Raw genomic sequence first — 18,577 nt, 5'->3', positions numbered from 1 at the left:
GATACCGATGCCCTATGAATGATTCTCAAGTATCACCAAATCAATCAAAACCTGTCCATCCCCTAAAGCGGCTGCTGAGGTACGGGCGCCGCTACCGCGTGAAAGCTTGGCTGGCAAGTATCTGTTCGCTGCTGAATAAATTCTTTGATTTAGCGCCGCCAGCATTAATCGGTATTGCCGTTGATGTGGTGGTGAAACAGCAAGATTCTCTCCTCGCTCAGTGGGGCATAAAAGATGTCTTTTGGCAACTGGCAATTATCACTATTTTGAGCGCGGTTGTTTGGGCGTTGGAATCTCTTTTTGAATATGCCTATGATTATTTGTGGCGCAATTTGGCTCAGGATATTGAGCACGATTTGCGTCTGGAAGCTTACAGCCATTTGCAGGAATTAGAATTAGCTTATTTTGAAGAACGCAGCACGGGCGGTTTGATTTCTATTCTCAATGATGATATCAATCAACTCGAACGTTTTTTGGACGACGGCGCTAATGAGGTGATTCAGGTATTTACAACGGTTGTTGTGATTGGCGCGGCTTTTTTTGCTGCTTCTCCTGGTGTGGCTGGGCTGTCTATGCTGCCGATACCTTTTATTATTTGGGGTTCGATCGCTTTTCAAGAGCGCCTCGCTCCTCTCTATGCTGATGTGCGGGAAAAGGTGAGTTTTCTCAACGGGCAACTGTCGAATAATTTGATGGGAATTACTACTATTAAAAGTTTTACTTCCGAAGATTATGAGATTCAGCGCATCGAAACACAAAGCCAAGCTTACCGCGAAAGCAACCGACGGGCGATCGTACTTTCGGCTGCTTTTATTCCGCTGATTCGGGTTGTGATTTTCTTGGGGTTTATTGCAACGCTATTTATGGGCGGTTTGGAGGTGGTGGCGGGTCGGTTGTCTGTGGGAACTTACAGCGTTTTGGTGTTTATGACGCAGCGGTTGCTGTGGCCGCTGACTCGCCTGGGAGATACTCTGGATCAATACCAGCGCGCTATGGCTTCTACTAATCGGGTGATGAATTTGTTGGATACTCCGATCGCTATTCGCACGGGTGATATTCGGCTGCCGGTTAGTTCGATTAAGGGTGAGTTGGAATTTAAAAATGTTACCTTTTCTTACAATCAAAGAAAACCGATTTTGCAGTATTTTTCTATGACTCTGCCGGCGGGGAAAACTACTGCGATTGTTGGGGCGACTGGTTCGGGAAAAAGTACGCTGGTGAAACTAATTTTGAGGCTGTACGAGGTACAGTACGGGAATATTTATCTCGACGGTATAGAGTTAAATAATCTGAATTTAAAAGATTTGCGGAGAGCGATCGGATTGGTGAGTCAAGATGTGTTTTTGTTTCACGGTACGGTGGCAGAAAATATTGCTTACGGCAGTTTTGAGGTAAGTAATCGAGAGATAGTAAATGCTGCTAAAATTGCTGAAGCGCACGAGTTTATAGTCCAATTGCCGGACGGTTACAAGACTATTGTAGGGGAACGCGGTCAAAAATTGTCGGGGGGACAGCGGCAGCGCATTGCAATTGCGAGGGCTGTTTTGAAGAATCCGCCGATTTTGATCCTTGATGAAGCTACTTCAGCGGTGGATAACGAGACGGAAGCTGCAATTCAGCGATCGCTCGAACGAATTACTAAGAATCGCACTACAATTGCGATCGCCCACCGTCTTTCTACTGTCCGCAATGCTGACTGCATTTTTGTGATGGATGAGGGGATAGTGGTAGAATCGGGGCAGCACGAACAACTTGTCGAACTGGACGGAGTTTATGCGTCGCTCTGGCGCGTGCAATCTGGTCTAAAATAGACACGCAGCGCTTTTTGGGAATTGGGAATTGGTAATTGGCAATTGGCAATTGGTAATTGGTAATTGGTAATTGGTAATATCGTGTCTGGTATAGCAATCCTAAATCATTTGTGAATTTCTTACTCCCTTCCCTTGCTAAGGGGAGGGCTGGGGTGGGGTAAAAAATTTACGGCTCCTGCAAGGATTGGTATAGCATCATCAGTATATGGGCGGGGCGGGTTTATGAGATAATTAACTTCCAGGTTCTGCCTGGGAACCGATGTCCAGAGGCTCTGCCTCGGCCCAGACTATGGAGGCAGAGCCTCCGGATATGCATTACCAGGCAGAGCCTGGTAACGAGTATAATCATTTAGGATTGCTATAGTTGGTAATTTCACTCCTAACTAATGACAACTGCCAACTGACTGCTGACTGCTGACTGTAAAATATTAGTTTATACAAACAAGAAGAGAAAATGTTTCTATTTGATAGCCCTGAGTCCAAACCCAACGAAAATAGCTGGAGCCGCAAGTTAGATAAATTTGTGAAAGCTAATCAAAATGAATTGGCTGCTTTGGCTTGGGGGCTATTCCTGGAAAGAGGAGAGGAAAGCGAGGAGATTTTGGCAATTGATATTGCAGAAACTGCGCGTTTTGTGTATTGTAAGAAAGAGGCGGTTGAGGAGTTGAACCGTCAAGTGAGAAGTCATATTCAGGAAGTTGTAGGTGTGTTGAACGCTCACAAGCCTGAGAAGGAAGTGGCGATTTTGGCGATCGGTGAAGGTCAAATTAAGTTGATTCTTTTTGAACCTAAGCCTGAACCTCCTGTTTGTTTTGAGGAAGCGGCAACAGATGTTGATACATTGTTGGCTAAGCTGGAACAGCAGATGGTTGAATGTATGAAAGGATAAGATTACTCGGATCTTGAAATCGCGTCTGCACAAAGGAAGTCCGAGCAGAGGGGGACTAAGAAATGATATCATGTCCGATCGATCGACCGCGATTTTTGTAGGGGCCCGTGAGCCAACAATACCTGCCAATAATTGACTATCTCAAAAACCCGCCCCGGCCGGGATATTATGGTTAATCGATCGGACATGATATGAAAGGAGTATTTAAGCCTCATTTAGTATCAGTTGTTTGAGGGCTTGGATGACGCTGGAACGGACTTCGGGTGAGGTGTCTTTGAAGGCTTTAACTAATATGGGCACCATCGCGACATCTCCCATTTTTCCCAGTGCTTCTGCAGCTTTCGCCCTGACAGCGGGGCGGGCATCCTCTAGGGCGGTGCAAAAGGTGTCTAGCACCATCTGATAGTATGCCGGGTTTTGAATCATGCTGTTAGCCTCGGGTTGGGACAGCGCTTACTTTTGTTTTATTTTACATCTTGCATCCCTTTTAGGAACAGGCAAGATGCCTGTTCCACAAAGAGTAAATTCTCTTGTGGGGTGGGCGTCTCGCCCGCCCTGAAAGCCTTATTAAAAATGTTGCAATATTTCAGCAAACTTTTCGTCAGGAACAGGCAAGATGCCTGTTCCACAAAGAGTAAATTCTCTTGTGGGGTGGGCCTCTCGCCCGCCCTGAAAGCCTTATTAAAAATGTTGCAATATTTCAGCAAACTTTTGGGTTAGTTGGCTAGTTCACGTCTTCGGATATGCCTTCGATGAAGCCAACGCCTGCTTTGCCCCAGACACTTGATTCGGCGAAGTGTTCGCCAACTTTCACCGCTGCATTTTTGCCACCGTTGTAAAGCCGTTGGAGGCTGATTAGGTTTTGCCACTCTATACGTTTTTGCTCTTTGATTTCCTTAAATTTTGCATCAATAATAATGCGTGCTTGTTGCTCGTCTTGCACATTAGTATATTTTTTTTCTAATGCCTGGATGATTTGCACCACTGCATTGAGTGCAGCTTCAGGGGAGGATTGCTGGGCGGCGATGTGGAGGTGGTGGGCTTGGTACCCGTGGTTGGTGCCGAAGATGACGGGGGATTGGAAGGTTGCATGGGAGAAGTCTTGGGTGGGTTGGTCAGCCATTTGTTTTGTTCTTTTGTGGATTTGCTGGGTGGTTTGGTCAATGTTAGCAAGGAGTTCGGTTGGTTGGGGTGGTTTGGCTGGGTGCGGTGCTAGGGATAACTGATGTATCGGGTAGTTGTAGTATTTGCAGGCGGCTTGGATGGCGAGGATGGCGCGGTGAACTTCTTTGCCGGATTCGGAGGGAATTAAGTTGAGGAGCTCGGGGAGATGGAGGGCGACTTTCTCTGTGTGGTGCTTAGCGATGTTGCCTAAGGCATCTGCCGCGCTCCAACGCACACCAGAGTCTGAATCTTCAACGAGTTTAAGCAATCCCGGAATCGCCTTCTCGTCACCGATTTTGCCTAAGGCATCTGCCGCGCTACTACGCACATCCGAGTCTGAATCTTCAACGAGTTTAAGTAATCCTGGAATCGCCTGATCGTCACCGATTTTGCCTAAGGCATCTGCCGCGCTCCAACGCACAAAATAGTCTGAATGTTCAACGAGTTTAAGTAATTCCGGAATCGCCTGATCGCCACCGATTTTGCCTAAGACATCTGCCGCGCTACTACGCACATCCGAGTCTGGATCTTCCAGGAGTTTAAGTAATCCCGGAATCGCCTTTTCGTCACCGATTTTGAAGGCATATGCCGCGCTCCAACGCACAAAATAGTCTGGCTCTTCAACGAGTTCAACTAATCCCGGAATCGCCTGATCGTCACCGATATTGCCTAAGGCATCTGCCGCGCTCCAACGCACAAAATAGTCTGGCTCTTCAACGAGTTTAAGTAATCCCGGAATCGCCTGATCGTCACCGATATTGCCTAAGGCATATGCCGCGCTCCTACGCACAAAATCGTCTGAATGTTCAAGGAGTTTAAGTAATCCCGGAATCGCCTTTTCGTCACCAAATTTGCCTAACGCAGATACCGCCCTCCAACGCACAAAATCGTCTGAATGTTCAAGGAGTTTAAGTAATCTCGCAATCGCCTCATCCGATCGCACTTCCCCCAAAAGCCCACCCTTTAACCACCCCGGCACATCCAACCCATCCACCAACCCAACCGTGCGCTTCTGAATGTCCCGCTGCACCTCCCCCGCCAGCCGCGCCCCCAACCTCAAATCCACATCGAATGCCAGCCGCACAACCCGCACCGCCTGCGCCTCATCCCGCAACAACGACAGCATGAACGCCAGAGGCTCCGTCCATTTAAAATAATTCAAATAGAAATGCTGCAACCGTTCATCCTCGATCGCATCAATAGGCCTTTCAACCAACAGTTTCAGCAACGCCCGCCCCGCATAATACTCCTGAAATAATTGGTGATGAAACTCAATTTCCTCCGGCTTTGCCGCCACCTGCAACAGATGGTGCTCCAGCAAATCCTCCAGCCACTCCTTCGCCTTCGTTGGCGCATCCACCACCCCCCGATCGCGCAACCAGCACTCCAAAATCCCCTCAGCCCGATCGCGAGAAATCGCCACCCAACCATCCGTGGGGCGCTGCGAGTCGCCCTGCAACATCACAAAAGCCAACTGCTGCAAAACCTCCGACTTGAAGCGCCGAAAATCATCCGAAACCGACGCACCGCCCTTAAACTCGTCATACTGGCGATCGAACTCCTGAAACAACTCGCCCTTACTCTGGGGAATTTTCCCGCTATTTTTAAACACCTTACACATCATTTCCAGCAGTAACGGCGTTTCGGCAATCTCTCGCAGGCGATCGCGCAACTGCCCCAGCAGCAAATCCCCATGTTGTGGCAAATGCTTGTGCACAAACTCCCGCATCTGCGCTTCCGTCAGCGCGCACATCTCCAGCTTCTTCTCAATCCCCAAAGATCCGCCCAGCGCCAAATCCCGCGTCGTGAAAATCATCGGCGTATCGGGATTGTCGTCGTGGAATAGCTGCAATTCCTGCCGCCGTTGTTGCGATGGCATCTCATTCACGCCATCCAGCAACAGCAGTAACTTGCCATCAAACAGCAAATCATCCACCTCTTCCCGGCTAACCCTCAGCTTTGCTTGTCGAAATTCGGCATAGATTGCTTCTGGAATCGAGCGATCGCTCCTCAACTGCACCAACACCGGAATCGGTCGATCGCCCTCATTGAGCGCTTTTAGTGCCAATTCCCACCGAAAACGCTGCAAAACCGTCGATTTTCCCGAACCGGGCTTGCCCACTAGCAGCACATTTCCCTGCTGCACGTACTTGCGGAGTCCCGCCAGCACTTCCAGCCGCTCGATTTTCGTTTCTGGTTTATTTTCTGGGGATGGAGGTTGCGATCGATCCTCCGGTGGCTTTTCCACCCGCACCTCCACCTGTAAATCCGTCAGCGTGTAGAGATGCTGTTGTTTTTTATAAGACTCAACCAGGGATTGCAGATATTTAGGAAAATCAACTGGTGTCCCCATTTGATTGTAGATTTTAGAATATGGATTTATTATAGATTTTTTCTCGATCGGCGATCGGCGCTGAAAATTTGGGAAAAAAGTAGCATCAATATTCTGTGTGAGCAACCATCATCTCGATCCCCCCTAGCCCCCCTTAAAAAGGGGGGGACAAGAACTTACTCAAAGTCCCCCTTATTAAGGGGGATTTAGGGGGATCGAAACTTCCATAAAAGCGAGATATTATCAATATCAAAGCAACCAAGAATCAAAATAACCAACAGGCGGCGCATCGTCATGCAAAATTTGAGCTTTCTCTAAATTAGGTACAGCTTCCGCCAATTCAGTACCTAATATTACTTCCCGTGCTCTGTCTGTTAATGGAAATGAAAATTGATAGCCATCTTGCAAAGATTTTGCCCTAGCCACAATCTCGTCTTTCTCTAAAATAGCGCTGTTACTCCCAATCAAAACGCTGTTAATGTCCTTCCAAGGACACACGCACACCTGAGAAAACACGCTTTGAAAAGTCTTGATTTTTTCCGCATAAAACTCATCTCTTTGCAGCAGATTTACCAGCACAACTCCCTCGCTTGACAAGCGTTTTTCGCAGAGTTGATAAAATTCTTGGGTGGCCAGCCTGTGCGGAAAGTAGCCGTTGCCAAAAAATACGTCCGTCATGATGATATCGTACTGCATATCGGGATTATGCTGTTCCAGATACTCTCGGCCGTCTTGAATTGCTACCGTCAGCCGATCGTCCAACTGCACGCCAAAACACCGCGTAGCTGCTTCAAGTGCGATCGGATCCACATCCGCACACTCTATAACAGTTTCCGGGAAATAGTGGTGCAAAACTAAGGGAATTCTGCCGCCCCCAAAACCAGCAATGTAGATTCTTTGAGGTTGGCTTTGCCACACTAAACCTAACAGCATTGCCTGAGTATATTCAGACACTAGATGTAAAGGATTGTTGATATCGAAAACAGATTGCAGTAAATCTGTATACAAATTAACTTTTTCTACTAAAGCTAGCTTAATTTTGTATTTGTCTTTTCTGACTACAACATAGTGTACTCCCGAAGCTTTGCAAAAAATGATTCCATCCGGCTGTTGTTGCAGCCAAGCAAGCCGCTGCTGAATCGCAGCTAAATTCATAGGTTGCCAACTTTTTGGGCGATCCATCATCTGATTTTAAATTTTATGAAGACTAAGGCAAGCGTGTCAAAATTAGTAGGGTGCGTCAGTTCAAAACTCTCAATAATTACTTGATAACGCCAGTCTGACGCACCCTACAAGTCTTATTTCTTAAGTTTGCGCCGGGACGAAAGTTTGTGTAGACGGGGTTTCAATCGCCTAGTGTTCAAAGATATACAGCACATTTCACGTTGATGAAGTACACCCGTCAAGCGCTGTAGGGAAACGGCACTGCCCATTGGTGTCAACTTAAGCTTTTTGTCCGCCAGTCCTCCCGCCCACCCGGCAGTCCGCCAGGGAATGAATTCCACGGGGCTTATAGCTAAAGTCCTCTCAAAGAGGACTGAAGAACTCATTAGTCCTCTTTGAGAGGACTTTAGCTTTGAGGCAGGGGTTTCAACCCCTGCCGGACTATCGGTTTTACGTTAAGTTGACACGCCTTGGGCACTCCCGTGTCCTCTATCTTTGCGATGTACCTCACTTACCTAAAAAATGCTATAACCAGAAAAATTAAGTTGATTCCAGCCGCTTGTACGCCACCAATTCCAAACCTGAAATCGAAAGTTCCACTCTTTCCCAATCTTGCTTGTCACCTTCCAACTGTTCAAAGGCTGCTGAGGTGAGCAAAATCTCTCCCCGTTCCGCCAAATCCTCTCCCAGCTTGGATGCCAGATTAAATTCCGATCCGTACATATCCTCTCCTTCCAGCATCAAAACATCGCCACAGCCAATACCAATGCAGAGGTAAATATCCATCTCCGGTGGCAAAGTCGTGTTGACAGCCGCCGTTTGCTTGAGAGAGTCGATCGCAGCTTCCACCGCCGATTTTACATCCGGAAAAACGGCAAAAATATTGTCTGCTTCCTCCTTAACAACAGTGCCGCCGCATTCGGAAATAATTGGTTTGACAATTCCGTGCATCCGGTGAATCATTGCCAAAAAATGAATAATTCCGTAGCGGACTGTAGTGCGCGAAAATCCCGACATATCCATTACTAAAATAGCGTAAGTTTGGCGAAAAGTTTCATTAATTTTCGCATCAATTTCCGCCATTCTTTCGGGATGTTCGTTTCTTTCTTGCAGCAAGCTTTCCAAGTAAGCGCGGTTATTTGTTTTCATTTTAGTTTAATTAAATTCCCAATCGCGACACAGTTCTTGAGGGCGGCCAGCAGGATGCACCGCACAATTGATGCCGTCCTTGCCGTAATAATAATCGCAGACTTTGCAAGGTTTAGTTTGCTCTAGTTTTTTCATCAAAATTGCCCGGATTGTCTGCACTCGGTTTCGATACTTGTTTGCATTCGAGTGACTCGGTTCAATTGCCAAAGCTTGCTCGAAAGCTGCTAAGCTAACCTGGTACAATTTAATAATTTGGGCGCTGTATTTTGTCCAAGCATCGGCGCGACTTTGATACAGTTCGACAGTAGTTAAGTTTAAAATTCCGTATTCTGTCCAAGCGTCCGCTGAAGCTCGATCGAACTTAATATTGGCATTGAGCAAAACTTTTTTGATCGTTGCCAAAAGTTCCCTGGGCTGCCAAGGTTTGCTAACATAAGCCTCGGCGCGATCGATCGCCCTAGACAATAAACCTAACTGCTGTCCCTTTCCTGTTAAAAATACGACTGGTATGTTCCTCGTTTCGGGATTAGCTTTAATTAAACGGCAAACACCGTAGCCGTCCATGCGGGGCATTACGATATCTAATAATACTAAATCCGGGTAAATCTTCTCAATTTTATCCAGCGCTTCCACCCCGTCAGATGCTTGAATTACATTCAATCCGCTGCACCTCAACTGATGTGAAATGCACTCCCGCTGGCTGCGGGAATCTTCCACCACTAAAACTGTACTCATCACTCCCCACCTGCTTTTTGAGGTAAACTTGTTCGCTGCTTCGAGTAGCCGTTGCTGAAATAAGTTTACCCACATTGGAAGAGTTTATTATCACTGGCAATCCGGAGTTACTAAAATTGCAACAAATCTTAAACAGGGAAGCAAAAGTGATACTTATCAGAAAATGCAGGTTGCTAATAGGCGGAAAATTATATCATTCCGGTTACACCGTCCGTGATGTTGACGGTTGACGGTTGACTGTTCACTGTCAATCGTCAACGGTCAAAAGTCAACAGTGAACTCGAATTTACTATTCCGATGATAACGGATTTGATATTATTCGAGGTTGAGGCGGTAAATATTCGGCTTTTAAGCCTTAATAGCGGCAAAATGTACTGATTTCGGGCGAAAACCTTGTTGAATTGCAACAGATAATCGGCTACTGTATACGTTGAACTTCTCCAGGACGACAAATGAATCGATTGCTCCTCACTTTACTTGTAAGTCCGACGCTGTTTGGATCTTTGATGTCTTTGAGTGCGATCGCAAATCCCGCTCAAATTGGCGAAACACCAAGCCAATCGACTGATTCGCCCAAGTGTGTGCGATCGCCCCACACTCAGCGTCTGAGTTGCGTGCGCGTCCCCGTCAAAACCGCTGCTGCTAATTCTCAACCAAAAATCAGTTGGCAGCGCCCTGCTGACGAAGAGGTGGCAATGCTGGACTTTACGGAAGAAGAAAGCGATGCCGCCGTGGCGATGTTTGGCTGTGACTGCCCGGTTTGCATCAATTCCCTGCGCCAGTTGCGCGGTGTGCCCCTGTTACCCGTGTAAGGGCGATCGATCTCATATATTGCACCATTATCAATTAACCTGTTATGAACAGGCAAGATGCCTGTTCCACAAGAAAATTGATCTTTTGTGGAACAGGCATCTTGCCTGTTGCTGACAGTGGTGCAAGATCTCGGAGAGAAATTGCAGTCAATTTGTTCCATGATTTCTAGAGATTTTTAATCTCTAGAAATCATGGCTCTACTTTTTAGCTAGAACTTGTTTAAGTTGAGCAGTTGCTTGCTCAATTTTTTCGATACTACCTGGGTTGACCAATCCGTAGTAGTCAAAAACGTAAACTCGATTATTTTTTATGGCTGTTAGTTGATTCCAAAATGAATCAGATTTAAATTCGTCTAAAATTCCTTCTCCCCGATCGACAATAATGATTATTTCCGGATTAGCCTCTAAAATCTTTTCCGCTGAAAGCGTCACGTAGCCTCGAAGGGGGCTATTTCCTTGCAATTGGGCTGCGACATTTTTCACGTTAAACTTACCCAGCAAATCTCCCGCCCAACTGCTTTGATTGGGCGATAAAATCGGTTGTCTGCTTACCAACACTAAAGTGGCGGCGCTTTGATTCGGGATGTCTGCTAAAAATGTTTGGTAGCGTTTTAAAAGAGGTTCGGGATTTGTATTGAGGGATTTAGCTAAAGTTGTTGTTAACTCTTCTAGGGATTTCCAGCTATCAACTTGAGTGAGTAAAGTTTTTATTCCTAGCTGCTGCAATTTTTGCACTGTTTGGTCATGAAATCCCGACGCACCTACCACCAAATCCGGTTTCAATGCGATGATTTTTTCTAAATTAGGAGGGGTGCGTTCGGCAGTGACTTGGGTAATCCCTGTAAATTTGGGGTTGTTGCTGACTAATGTGCTGCCGGGAATTCCTACAAGTTTGGTTGGGTCGAGTTGATAAATAATATCGGCGGTTAAAGGTGTTAAAGCTACAACTTTTTGTGCTGATTCGCTGTTAGTTGTTTGTGGTTGATTAACTGGCGAACCAGCAGGAGTTGATTGCTGAATTTGGGGTGAAGTGGCGGCGGAGCAAGCGGTAAATGCTAAACTCACCAACAGGATAGCGATACGAGAAAAAAAAGTTTTGTACATAGTTTAGGCGGGAGTTACAGCGAGTTTAGAGCAGGTTGAGACAGAATTGACGGGAAGTGCGATCGCACGAGTAAAATGATTGTTGACTGTTGACTGTTGACTGTTGACTGTTGACTGTGTTGTTTGACTCATTCCCAGGCTCTACCTGATAACGCAGATTCGGAGGCTGTGCCTTGAATTTTCCTCCGTAAGCCGAGGCTGTTCCTCGCTTATATCGCATAGCGAGGCTCTGCCTAGGAACCAGTTCAATCTAAAATCTAAAATCTCCAATCTAAAATCGATTGACTGTTGGATGATTTAAATATCAATAGTTTACGGTAGATTTTGTATAAAAAACCGCCTTTATTGCCTGAATTCGGATTTTTTAAGTATCTCTTAACTTTTATTCGACCCTTTGAAACCAATACTAGGCAATAGGTTAAAGCCTTTTGCACTCATATCCAACAGCGAATTTTTGCAATAAGTTAATAGAAATAATTATCAAGAAATTGAAAACTGAGTGCGAGGGCAAGGTTATACTGCTCATAAAAATATTAATTGTGAAGAGTGGGAGCGATCGCACAAATCTGCAAGCCTACAGAAGTTTCTAAAATGATAGCTTCTACGCCAAAAATCTCAGCTAAATTATCAGGAGTTAAAACTTCTGCGGGAGTTCCTACACAAAAAAGTTCTCCTTTATTTAACATAGCAATCCGCGAACTGTACCTAGCAGCTAAATTAATTTCATGCAGCACCGTAATAATCGTCAATTTGTGTTGTATATTTAGTTTTTTAAGTAGTTCTAACAATTGCAATTGATAGCAAATATCTAAATAAGTAGTAGGTTCATCTAATAGCAAAACTTGCGGATTTTGAGCCAAAGCTAAGGCGAGGAAAGCGCGCTGGCGTTCGCCTCCTGAGAGTTGTTCCACAGGGCGATCGCGAAATTCCTCAATCCCAGTTTGACCGATCGCAACGTCCACCTTTTGGGCATCTTCCTTGCTCAATTCCCACTGCCACCAACCCTGATGAGGAGAACGCCCCAAACTAACTAATTGCCTTACCGTCAAACCTTCCGGTACTGTTTGCTGCTGCGGCAAAATCGCTAATTTTTGAGCGACAACAGCCGCCGGTTGAGTATGAATTGCTTTGCCATCAAGCAACACACTTCCTTGCTGCGGAGTTAGGATGCGACTAACTAACTTCAAAAAAGTAGACTTACCAGAACCGTTGGCACCGATGAGACTCAACCACTCACCAGGTTGTAAAGATAAAGTGATGTTGTGGGCGATCGCAACTTCGCCATAACCACCAGTTAAATTTTGAATTTCTAAAGACATTAGATTTTGTTATTGGTTATTGGTTATTGGTAATCGGTAATCGGTAATTAATTTTGCGTCTTCCTTCTTCCTCTTCCCTCTTCCTTGTTCCCTCTTCCTTCTTCCTTCTTCCTTCTTCCCTCTTCTTTCTTTTTAAGAACTAGAACGCCGATAAAGCAGCCAGACAAACAGGGGAGAACCCAACAAAGCCGTAACCGTACCCACAGGCAATTCTACCGCACCCAAACGAGCCAAAAAATCAGCAAAAGTCAACACCCAAGCACCGCCGATCGCACTCAGCGGCAACACAAACCGATAATCATTACCAACCAACAAACGCACCCCGTGAGGCACAACCAATCCCACAAAACCAATCAATCCGCCGATGCTGACAGCACTCGCAGCTAGCAAAGTAGCAACACCCCCAATCAGCAAGCGCGATCGTACCAGCGAAACCCCCAAACCAACAGCTAAATCGTCGCCCAAAGCCAGCAAATTTATCCATCGACCCAAAAAACATCCTAACAGCAAAGCAGCCAAAATATAAGGTGCCGCCACCTGCAAATCCGACCAACCGCGACCGTTTAAACTACCGATCAACCAATTCAAAGCAGCTTGCAAACGGCTGTCTTCAGCTAACAGCAGCAGTGTAGTTTGTATTGCCCCAAACAGAGAACTTACAGCCACACCAGCTAAAACCAAACGTTCCACAGAAATTCCCGTTTTAGTTTTTCCCAAAAAGTAGACCAGCATCGAAGTTAAAATAGCACCTATCCAAGCCGCCAAAGGCACCCAAGTTTGAAATATTCCCAAAGTCAGCATGGTAATCGCAACCAACCCTGCACCAGCCGAAATTCCTAATACAAAAGGATCGGCTAAACCGTTGCGGAGCAACCCTTGCAGCAAAGCTCCCGACATTCCCAAAGCCGCACCAACCGTCAGCGCTGCCGCAACCCTGGGCAAACGCAATTCCCAGAAAATAGTTTGATTGACAGCATCGCCTCGGTGCAGAAATGCTTGCCACAATTGAGCTGAGTTCATGGGTACCGCACCAAAAGAAAGCGAAAGGGCGATGGTTAACAGCAAACCCAATCCTAAGAATACAACTGCCTGAAAAACTCGATATTTTAGCCAGATTTTTTGCAGATTCACTACATTACACCACAATCTTCCTTAACAGCACTAAATACCATATTTCCTCGATTTTGAACCCTCGAACTCGTTAACTACAATAACAATAACTCATTCACCTGAAGACGGCTTCAGTGCGAACACATGAATGCAGCTCGACGCCGATGTTGCAAATCGAGTACACCTGCTGCTACAATAAAAATTATAATATTAGCAAAATAAACTACTACTTAGAATCATGTCCGCAAACACCGCCCTACCCGCAGCCTTAGCTAAAATCGTCCAGCGCTTTCAGCGACATTCCGATCCGAAACAGCGCTACGAGCAACTTCTGTGGTATGCCAAGCGACTTCCAGCATTTCCAGAAAGCGACAAATTGCCGGAAAACAAAGTTTCTGGCTGCGTGTCGCAAGTTTATATTACCGCAAATTTGGTAGACGGAAAAGTTTTGTATCAAGGCGATTCAGACGCTCAGCTAGTCAAAGGATTAGTGGGCTTGTTGGTGGAAGGTTTGAGCGGATTAACGCCTGCTGAAATTGTCACCATTACCCCAGATTTTATTCAAGACACGGGATTGAATGTGAGTCTGACACCTTCCCGCGCTAACGGCTTTTACAACATTTTTCAAATGATGAAAAATAAGGCACTTGCTTGTGAATTGAGCAAGCAAGCCGAAGCAAATTAAAAGAATAAACAGCCATGACTCAAACTACAAATTTAACAAAATCAAATTCGGGCAACTATCCCGCCGCAGTTCAAGAATATCTGTGGAATTGGAAAGAAACCCAAATCAAAGTTATTTACGAAACTAGAGGACAGGGACATCCTGTATTGTTGCTGCCTGCGTTCAGTACGGTTTCTACACGAGAAGAAATGCGTCCTTTAGCAGAATTGTTAGCTTCTAATTTTCAAGTTGTCAGTTTAGATTGGCCGGGCTTTGGCGAATCGGATCGCCCGCGAATCGACTATCAGCCGCAATTATACCATCAATTTCTCAAGGATTTTGTTGAGTCCATTTTTAATAGTCCTGTGGCTGTAGTTGCGGCTGGTCACGCTGCGGGTTATGCGATGCAGTTAGCGCAATCAAAGCCCAATGTATGGTCAAAGATTGTGTTGGCTGCACCGACTTGGCGCGGGCCTTTGCCGACGATGAGCAAACAGCAAAGCGGGTGGCATGGAGTCGTGAGAGAATTAGTACGATCGCCCTTACTGGGACAATTCCTATACAAACTAAACACTGCGCCGTCATTCCTCAGTCTCATGTACCGTCGCCACGTCTATGTGGATGCCGCTAAAGTCACGCCGGATTTCATCCAAAGCAAATGGCAAGTGACGCAAAAACCCGGTGCTCGATACGGTTCCGCTGCCTTTGTGACTGGTGGTTTAGATCCGGCAAAAGTGCGATCGGAATTTACAGATAACTTTCAACAGTTAGCAGTGCCGGTCATGGTTGTAATTGCTGAAAATGCGCCTCCCAAATCCAAGGCTGAAATGGAAGCATTAACGGAATTACCGGGTGTTGAATCGCGAGTTATTCCCGGTTCTTTGGGTATGCACGAAGAGAATGCAGCAGCTTTGGCAAATGCGGTTAAATCTTTTATTTGAGAGAATTAAGAGGAATGAACCGCAGAGGGCGCAGAGAACGCAGAGGGGAGAAGGTTCGAGGGGATGAATGCAAGCTGTTTTTTTTACGTTAGTTTGGATTGTTTGCTATTGGTTTTGTCTGCCAGTTTATGCTGTCCCAGAGTCGCAGATAATCAATTTGCCCAAGAGTACGATCGAAAGTGCGATCGACTTTCACATTCATTATTCTCCTGATGTGATTCCCCGCAGCTTAGATGATTTTGAAGTAGGGAAATTAGCTGCTAGGGCGAAGATTAAAGGTGTGGTATTGAAAAATCATTATGCCAGCACAGCAGCGCGGGCTGTTTTGGTTAATAAAATAGTACCACAAATCCAAGTTTTCGGGGGAGTGGTTCTCAATCATGCTGTCGGTGGTATTAATCCTGACGCTGTAGAGGCCATGCACCGCATCTGCGGCAAATACGGTAAAGTAGTGTGGCTGCCAACGGTTGATGCTGAGCATCACTTGCAGGTTTTTCACAAGTCGGGAAGTGGTATTAAAGTTGCGGAAAATGGCAAGGTTTTACCGGAAACATCAGCGGTGTTGAAGATTGTAGCAAAAGAGAATTTGGTATGGGAAACCGGTCATATTTCCTCAGAAGAATTGATGGCGGTTGTCGGTGCAGCCAAGCTTCTCAAGATTAAGAACATCCTGATTACCCACGCAATGACAGATGTACCCGGCTTGTCCCTAGAAAATATGCAAAGAGCTGCCCAGATGGGAGCTTTTCTAGAACTAGCATTTGTCAACGATTTGATGGGAGAAAATGCCGCTGATGATAGACACAAAAACTGGCATCAAGTTTCTATTAGTAAGATGGCAGCAGCGATTAAACTAATCGGAGCCGAGCATTTTGTTCTCAGTACAGATTTGGGAAGAAAACCCGATCCTTTACCTGCAGAAGGCTACAAGTTATTTGTGGAAAAATTGATAAATGAAGGCATTTCTCAACCTGAAATTGATTTAATGATTAAACACAATCCAGCTCTCTTGTTAGGCATTTAGAATTGGTAATTGGTAATTGGGTATTGGCCATCGGGGATTGGGAATCGCTAATTGGAAATTCTCTTCCCTCTTCCTTCTTCCCTCTTCCTTCTTCCTTCTTCTATTCTTGATTGCCTTTGACGCGCAGGTATCCGTTATCTGCAATGCGCCAAGCACCCCCAGCATTGCCCGTTAAATCGCTATTTTCCACGGTAGCAATGCCATCTCTGTAAATGCCAATCGCCTCACCTTCATTACCATTAATCCGACACCGGCGCACGATCAATTTTCCTCCCAATCCGACACCTATTCCTAAACTGCCGTTGTCAAAAATACTGCAATCTTCCACCGTTGCTTTCCCATTATCCGATATAAAAATTCCGTTCCATACCCCATCATGAATTTGACTGCGGCGGAGGATAGAACTTGCGTCAGAACCGCAAATTCCCACCACAGAATAGTCTGCAGAAGTGATATCGCTGTCTTCTATGATTAACTCGCCTTTGCGAATATCTACAGCGTAATATTTCCCAGTTGCGCTCAGCGTTAAACCCCGCACTAAAGCACTGTCAGTTGCCATTTTAATGCAGTTTGAGCTGATACTTTCAACAACAATGCGATCGACCTCTCCGCTACCGATAATTTCTACCGGTTTGTCGAGAATTAGACTTTCGCGATAAACGCCTGGATGCACCTCAATCCGCGTGCCCGGTGCTGCATTTTTCAGCGCTTCGCTAATAGTAGTATAATCGCCTTGACCCTCCTGAGAAACAACAAATTCTTTACTCCTCAAAACTTTGGTATCTGAAGTAGATGCTTCAATTTTCCCTGACTCCGAGTCAAAATGCTCAGATTGTCGATCGCCCGCTTCGGAAAGTTGCGATGTTAGCAGCAAGCGTTCTTGATAAACTGTCTCTAGCTGATGTTCTAACTCGGATACTTGAGATTGAAGTTGAGCTTGATTCTGGTTGGCTGTCTCGATTTGACTTTGAGTTTCCGAGAGTTGAGAATAAAGGTGCGATCGTTCTCTATTAGCAGTTTCTAGCCGAGATGCCAATTCAGAGCGACTTTGACGCACACTCTCTAACTGATTTTCTAACTCGGATATTTGAGATTGAAGTTGATTTTGATTCTGGTTTGCTGTCTCGGTTTGACTTTGCAATTGGGAGATGTGAGAAGTGAGCTGATATTCCAATTCAGAGCGACTTTGACGCACACTTTCTAACTCTAGTTCTAAGTCAGCTACTTGATATTGAAGTTGATTTTGATTCTGGTTTGCTGTTTTTATTTGACTTTGAATTTCCGAGAGTTGAGAAGAAAGTTGCGAACGTTCTGTGTTAGCAGTTTCTAGCTGAGCCTCCAATTCAGAGCGACTTTGACGCACACTTGCTAACTGATTTTCTAACTCGGAGATTTGAGATTGAAGTTGATTTTGATTCTGGTTTGCTGTCTCAGTTTGACTTTGGAATTCTGAGATTTGAGAATAAAGTCGCGAGCGTTCTGTGTTAGCCGTTTCTAGCTGAGCTTCCAATTCAGAGCGGCTTTGACGCACACTTTCTAAGTGATGTTCTAACTCCGAGATTTGAGATTGAAGTTGATTTTGATTCTGGTTTGCTGTTTCGATTTGACTTTGAATTTCCGAGACTTGAGAAGAAAGTTGCGAGCGTTCTGTGTTAGAAGCTTCTAGCTGAGATTCCAATTCAGAGCGACTTTGACGCCCACTTTCTAACTGATGTTCTAACTCCGAGATTTGAGATTGAAGTTGATTTTGATTCTGGTTTGCTATTTCGATTTGACTTTGAATTTCCGAGAGTTGAGAAGAAAGTTGCGAGCGTTCTGTGTTAGCAGTTTCTAGCTGAGCTTCTAATTCCGAGCGAGTTTGACGGCCACTTTCTAACTGATTTTCTAACTCGGCTACTTGAGACTGAAGTTGAGCTTGATTTTGATTTGCTGTTTCGATTTGACTTTGGAATCCCGAGATTTGAGAAGTGAGCTGAGCTTCTAATTCCGAGCGACTTTGACGCACACTTTCTAACTGATTTTCTAACTCGGAGATTTGAGATTGAAGTTGATTTTGATTCTGATTTGCTGTTTCGATTTGACTTTGGAGTTCCGAGAGTTGAGAAGTGAGCTGAGCTTCTAATTCCGAGCGACTTTGACGCACACTTTCTAACTGATTTTCTAACTCGGAGATTTGAGAGTGAAGTTGATTTTGATCCTGGTTTGCTGTCTCAGTTTGACTTTGGAATTCCGAGATTTGAGAAGAAAGTTGCGAGCGTTCTGTGTTAGAAGCTTCTAGCTGAGCTTCCAAGTCAGAGCGACTTTGACGCACACTTGCTAACTCATTTTCTAACTCGGAGATTTGAGATTGAAGTTGATT

At 45.4% G+C, this 18,577-nt stretch carries 16 protein-coding genes; 6 read left to right on the top strand and 10 right to left on the bottom strand.

Annotated elements, in window-relative coordinates; translation table 11 throughout:
- The first annotated feature begins 14 nt into the window (after positions 1-14).
- Positions 15-1,811 carry an ABC transporter ATP-binding protein gene (locus QUB56_RS10370; protein WP_332955064.1) on the top strand — a complete coding sequence of 599 codons (1,797 nt, stop codon included), beginning with the start codon at positions 15-17 and terminating at the stop codon, positions 1,809-1,811.
- 454 nt (positions 1,812-2,265) lie between these two features.
- Positions 2,266-2,700, top strand: coding sequence for a beta-carboxysome assembly chaperone CcmS (ccmS, locus tag QUB56_RS10365; RefSeq protein WP_332955063.1), 435 nt, complete (start codon positions 2,266-2,268; stop codon positions 2,698-2,700).
- Between the two features lie 204 nt (positions 2,701-2,904).
- Here ccmS and QUB56_RS10360 read toward each other — a convergent pair whose 3' ends face one another.
- From QUB56_RS10360 to QUB56_RS10340, 5 genes are all read right to left on the bottom strand, one after another.
- A complete protein-coding gene (locus QUB56_RS10360; RefSeq protein ID WP_332955062.1) occupies positions 2,905-3,126 on the bottom strand; it encodes a HEAT repeat domain-containing protein in 222 nt (73 codons plus the stop codon).
- 298 nt (positions 3,127-3,424) lie between these two features.
- A complete protein-coding gene (locus tag QUB56_RS10355; RefSeq protein WP_332955061.1) occupies positions 3,425-6,217 on the bottom strand; it encodes a HEAT repeat domain-containing protein in 2,793 nt (930 codons plus the stop codon).
- A 228-nt stretch (positions 6,218-6,445) separates the two neighbouring features.
- Positions 6,446-7,381, bottom strand: coding sequence for a fused MFS/spermidine synthase (locus QUB56_RS10350; protein ID WP_332955060.1), 936 nt, complete (start codon positions 7,379-7,381; stop codon positions 6,446-6,448).
- A gap of 519 nt (positions 7,382-7,900) precedes the next feature.
- Positions 7,901-8,509 (bottom strand): adenylate/guanylate cyclase domain-containing protein, encoded by a 609-nt coding sequence (locus QUB56_RS10345; protein WP_332955059.1) that lies wholly within the window; start codon positions 8,507-8,509, stop codon positions 7,901-7,903.
- Positions 8,510-8,515: 6 nt separating this feature from the next.
- The gene (locus QUB56_RS10340; protein ID WP_332955058.1) at positions 8,516-9,244 is read right to left on the bottom strand and encodes a response regulator; all 729 of its coding nucleotides are present in this window, start codon (positions 9,242-9,244) and stop codon (positions 8,516-8,518) included.
- 452 nt (positions 9,245-9,696) lie between these two features.
- Here QUB56_RS10340 and QUB56_RS10335 point away from each other — a divergent pair, with 452 nt between their 5' ends.
- Positions 9,697-10,056: a hypothetical protein gene (locus tag QUB56_RS10335; RefSeq protein ID WP_332955057.1), complete on the top strand. Its 360-nt coding sequence runs from the start codon at positions 9,697-9,699 to the stop codon at positions 10,054-10,056.
- A 198-nt stretch (positions 10,057-10,254) separates the two neighbouring features.
- Here the strand turns inward: QUB56_RS10335 and QUB56_RS10330 are convergent, their stop codons facing one another.
- The 4 genes from QUB56_RS10330 to QUB56_RS10315 form a co-directional block, all read right to left on the bottom strand.
- Positions 10,255-11,160 (bottom strand): ABC transporter substrate-binding protein, encoded by a 906-nt coding sequence (locus QUB56_RS10330; protein WP_332955056.1) that lies wholly within the window; start codon positions 11,158-11,160, stop codon positions 10,255-10,257.
- Positions 11,161-11,185: 25 nt separating this feature from the next.
- Complete coding sequence (locus QUB56_RS10325; protein WP_332955055.1) at positions 11,186-11,380, bottom strand: hypothetical protein; 195 nt, start codon at positions 11,378-11,380, stop codon at positions 11,186-11,188.
- A 313-nt stretch (positions 11,381-11,693) separates the two neighbouring features.
- Complete coding sequence (locus QUB56_RS10320) at positions 11,694-12,479, bottom strand: ABC transporter ATP-binding protein (RefSeq protein WP_332955054.1); 786 nt, start codon at positions 12,477-12,479, stop codon at positions 11,694-11,696.
- Between the two features lie 132 nt (positions 12,480-12,611).
- Entirely contained in the window at positions 12,612-13,610 is a 999-nt protein-coding gene (locus tag QUB56_RS10315) for an iron ABC transporter permease (RefSeq protein WP_332955053.1), read from the bottom strand.
- 217 nt (positions 13,611-13,827) lie between these two features.
- On the opposite strand from QUB56_RS10315, the gene QUB56_RS10310 reads away from it, so the two are divergent.
- The 3 genes from QUB56_RS10310 (at position 13,828) to QUB56_RS10300 (ending at position 16,218) form a co-directional block, all read left to right on the top strand.
- Positions 13,828-14,274 (top strand): SufE family protein, encoded by a 447-nt coding sequence (locus QUB56_RS10310; protein ID WP_332955052.1) that lies wholly within the window; start codon positions 13,828-13,830, stop codon positions 14,272-14,274.
- 14 nt (positions 14,275-14,288) lie between these two features.
- On the top strand, positions 14,289-15,194 hold the full coding sequence (locus QUB56_RS10305) for an alpha/beta fold hydrolase (protein WP_332955051.1): 906 nt from the start codon (positions 14,289-14,291) through the stop codon (positions 15,192-15,194).
- 67 nt (positions 15,195-15,261) lie between these two features.
- Positions 15,262-16,218: a DUF6282 family protein gene (locus tag QUB56_RS10300; RefSeq protein WP_332955050.1), complete on the top strand. Its 957-nt coding sequence runs from the start codon at positions 15,262-15,264 to the stop codon at positions 16,216-16,218.
- Positions 16,219-16,318: 100 nt separating this feature from the next.
- On the opposite strand, the gene QUB56_RS10295 is transcribed toward QUB56_RS10300, so the two are convergent.
- The coding region (locus QUB56_RS10295) for a right-handed parallel beta-helix repeat-containing protein (RefSeq protein WP_332955049.1) at positions 16,319-18,577 on the bottom strand (2,259 nt) is incomplete at its 5' end.

This window comes from Microcoleus sp. AR_TQ3_B6 (assembly GCF_036702785.1).
GTDB lineage: Bacteria > Cyanobacteriota > Cyanobacteriia > Cyanobacteriales > Microcoleaceae > Microcoleus.
The sequence above is the reverse complement of the archived record's forward strand: the minus strand, read 5'-3'. Positions and strand labels throughout refer to the sequence as shown.

Bases quoted from the DNA above. Each gene is read 5' to 3' on its own strand.
- QUB56_RS10370 (WP_332955064.1), top strand. From the start codon at position 15: ATGAATGATTCTCAAGTATCACCAAATCAATCAAAACCTGTCCATCCC.
- ccmS (WP_332955063.1), top strand. From the start codon at position 2,266: ATGTTTCTATTTGATAGCCCTGAGTCCAAACCCAACGAAAATAGCTGG.
- QUB56_RS10360 (WP_332955062.1), bottom strand. From the start codon at position 3,126: ATGATTCAAAACCCGGCATACTATCAGATGGTGCTAGACACCTTTTGC.
- QUB56_RS10355 (WP_332955061.1), bottom strand. From the start codon at position 6,217: ATGGGGACACCAGTTGATTTTCCTAAATATCTGCAATCCCTGGTTGAG.
- QUB56_RS10350 (WP_332955060.1), bottom strand. From the start codon at position 7,381: ATGATGGATCGCCCAAAAAGTTGGCAACCTATGAATTTAGCTGCGATT.
- QUB56_RS10345 (WP_332955059.1), bottom strand. From the start codon at position 8,509: ATGAAAACAAATAACCGCGCTTACTTGGAAAGCTTGCTGCAAGAAAGA.
- QUB56_RS10340 (WP_332955058.1), bottom strand. From the start codon at position 9,244: ATGAGTACAGTTTTAGTGGTGGAAGATTCCCGCAGCCAGCGGGAGTGC.
- QUB56_RS10335 (WP_332955057.1), top strand. From the start codon at position 9,697: ATGAATCGATTGCTCCTCACTTTACTTGTAAGTCCGACGCTGTTTGGA.
- QUB56_RS10330 (WP_332955056.1), bottom strand. From the start codon at position 11,160: ATGTACAAAACTTTTTTTTCTCGTATCGCTATCCTGTTGGTGAGTTTA.
- QUB56_RS10325 (WP_332955055.1), bottom strand. From the start codon at position 11,380: ATGCGATATAAGCGAGGAACAGCCTCGGCTTACGGAGGAAAATTCAAG.
- QUB56_RS10320 (WP_332955054.1), bottom strand. From the start codon at position 12,479: ATGTCTTTAGAAATTCAAAATTTAACTGGTGGTTATGGCGAAGTTGCG.
- QUB56_RS10310 (WP_332955052.1), top strand. From the start codon at position 13,828: ATGTCCGCAAACACCGCCCTACCCGCAGCCTTAGCTAAAATCGTCCAG.
- QUB56_RS10305 (WP_332955051.1), top strand. From the start codon at position 14,289: ATGACTCAAACTACAAATTTAACAAAATCAAATTCGGGCAACTATCCC.
- QUB56_RS10300 (WP_332955050.1), top strand. From the start codon at position 15,262: ATGCAAGCTGTTTTTTTTACGTTAGTTTGGATTGTTTGCTATTGGTTT.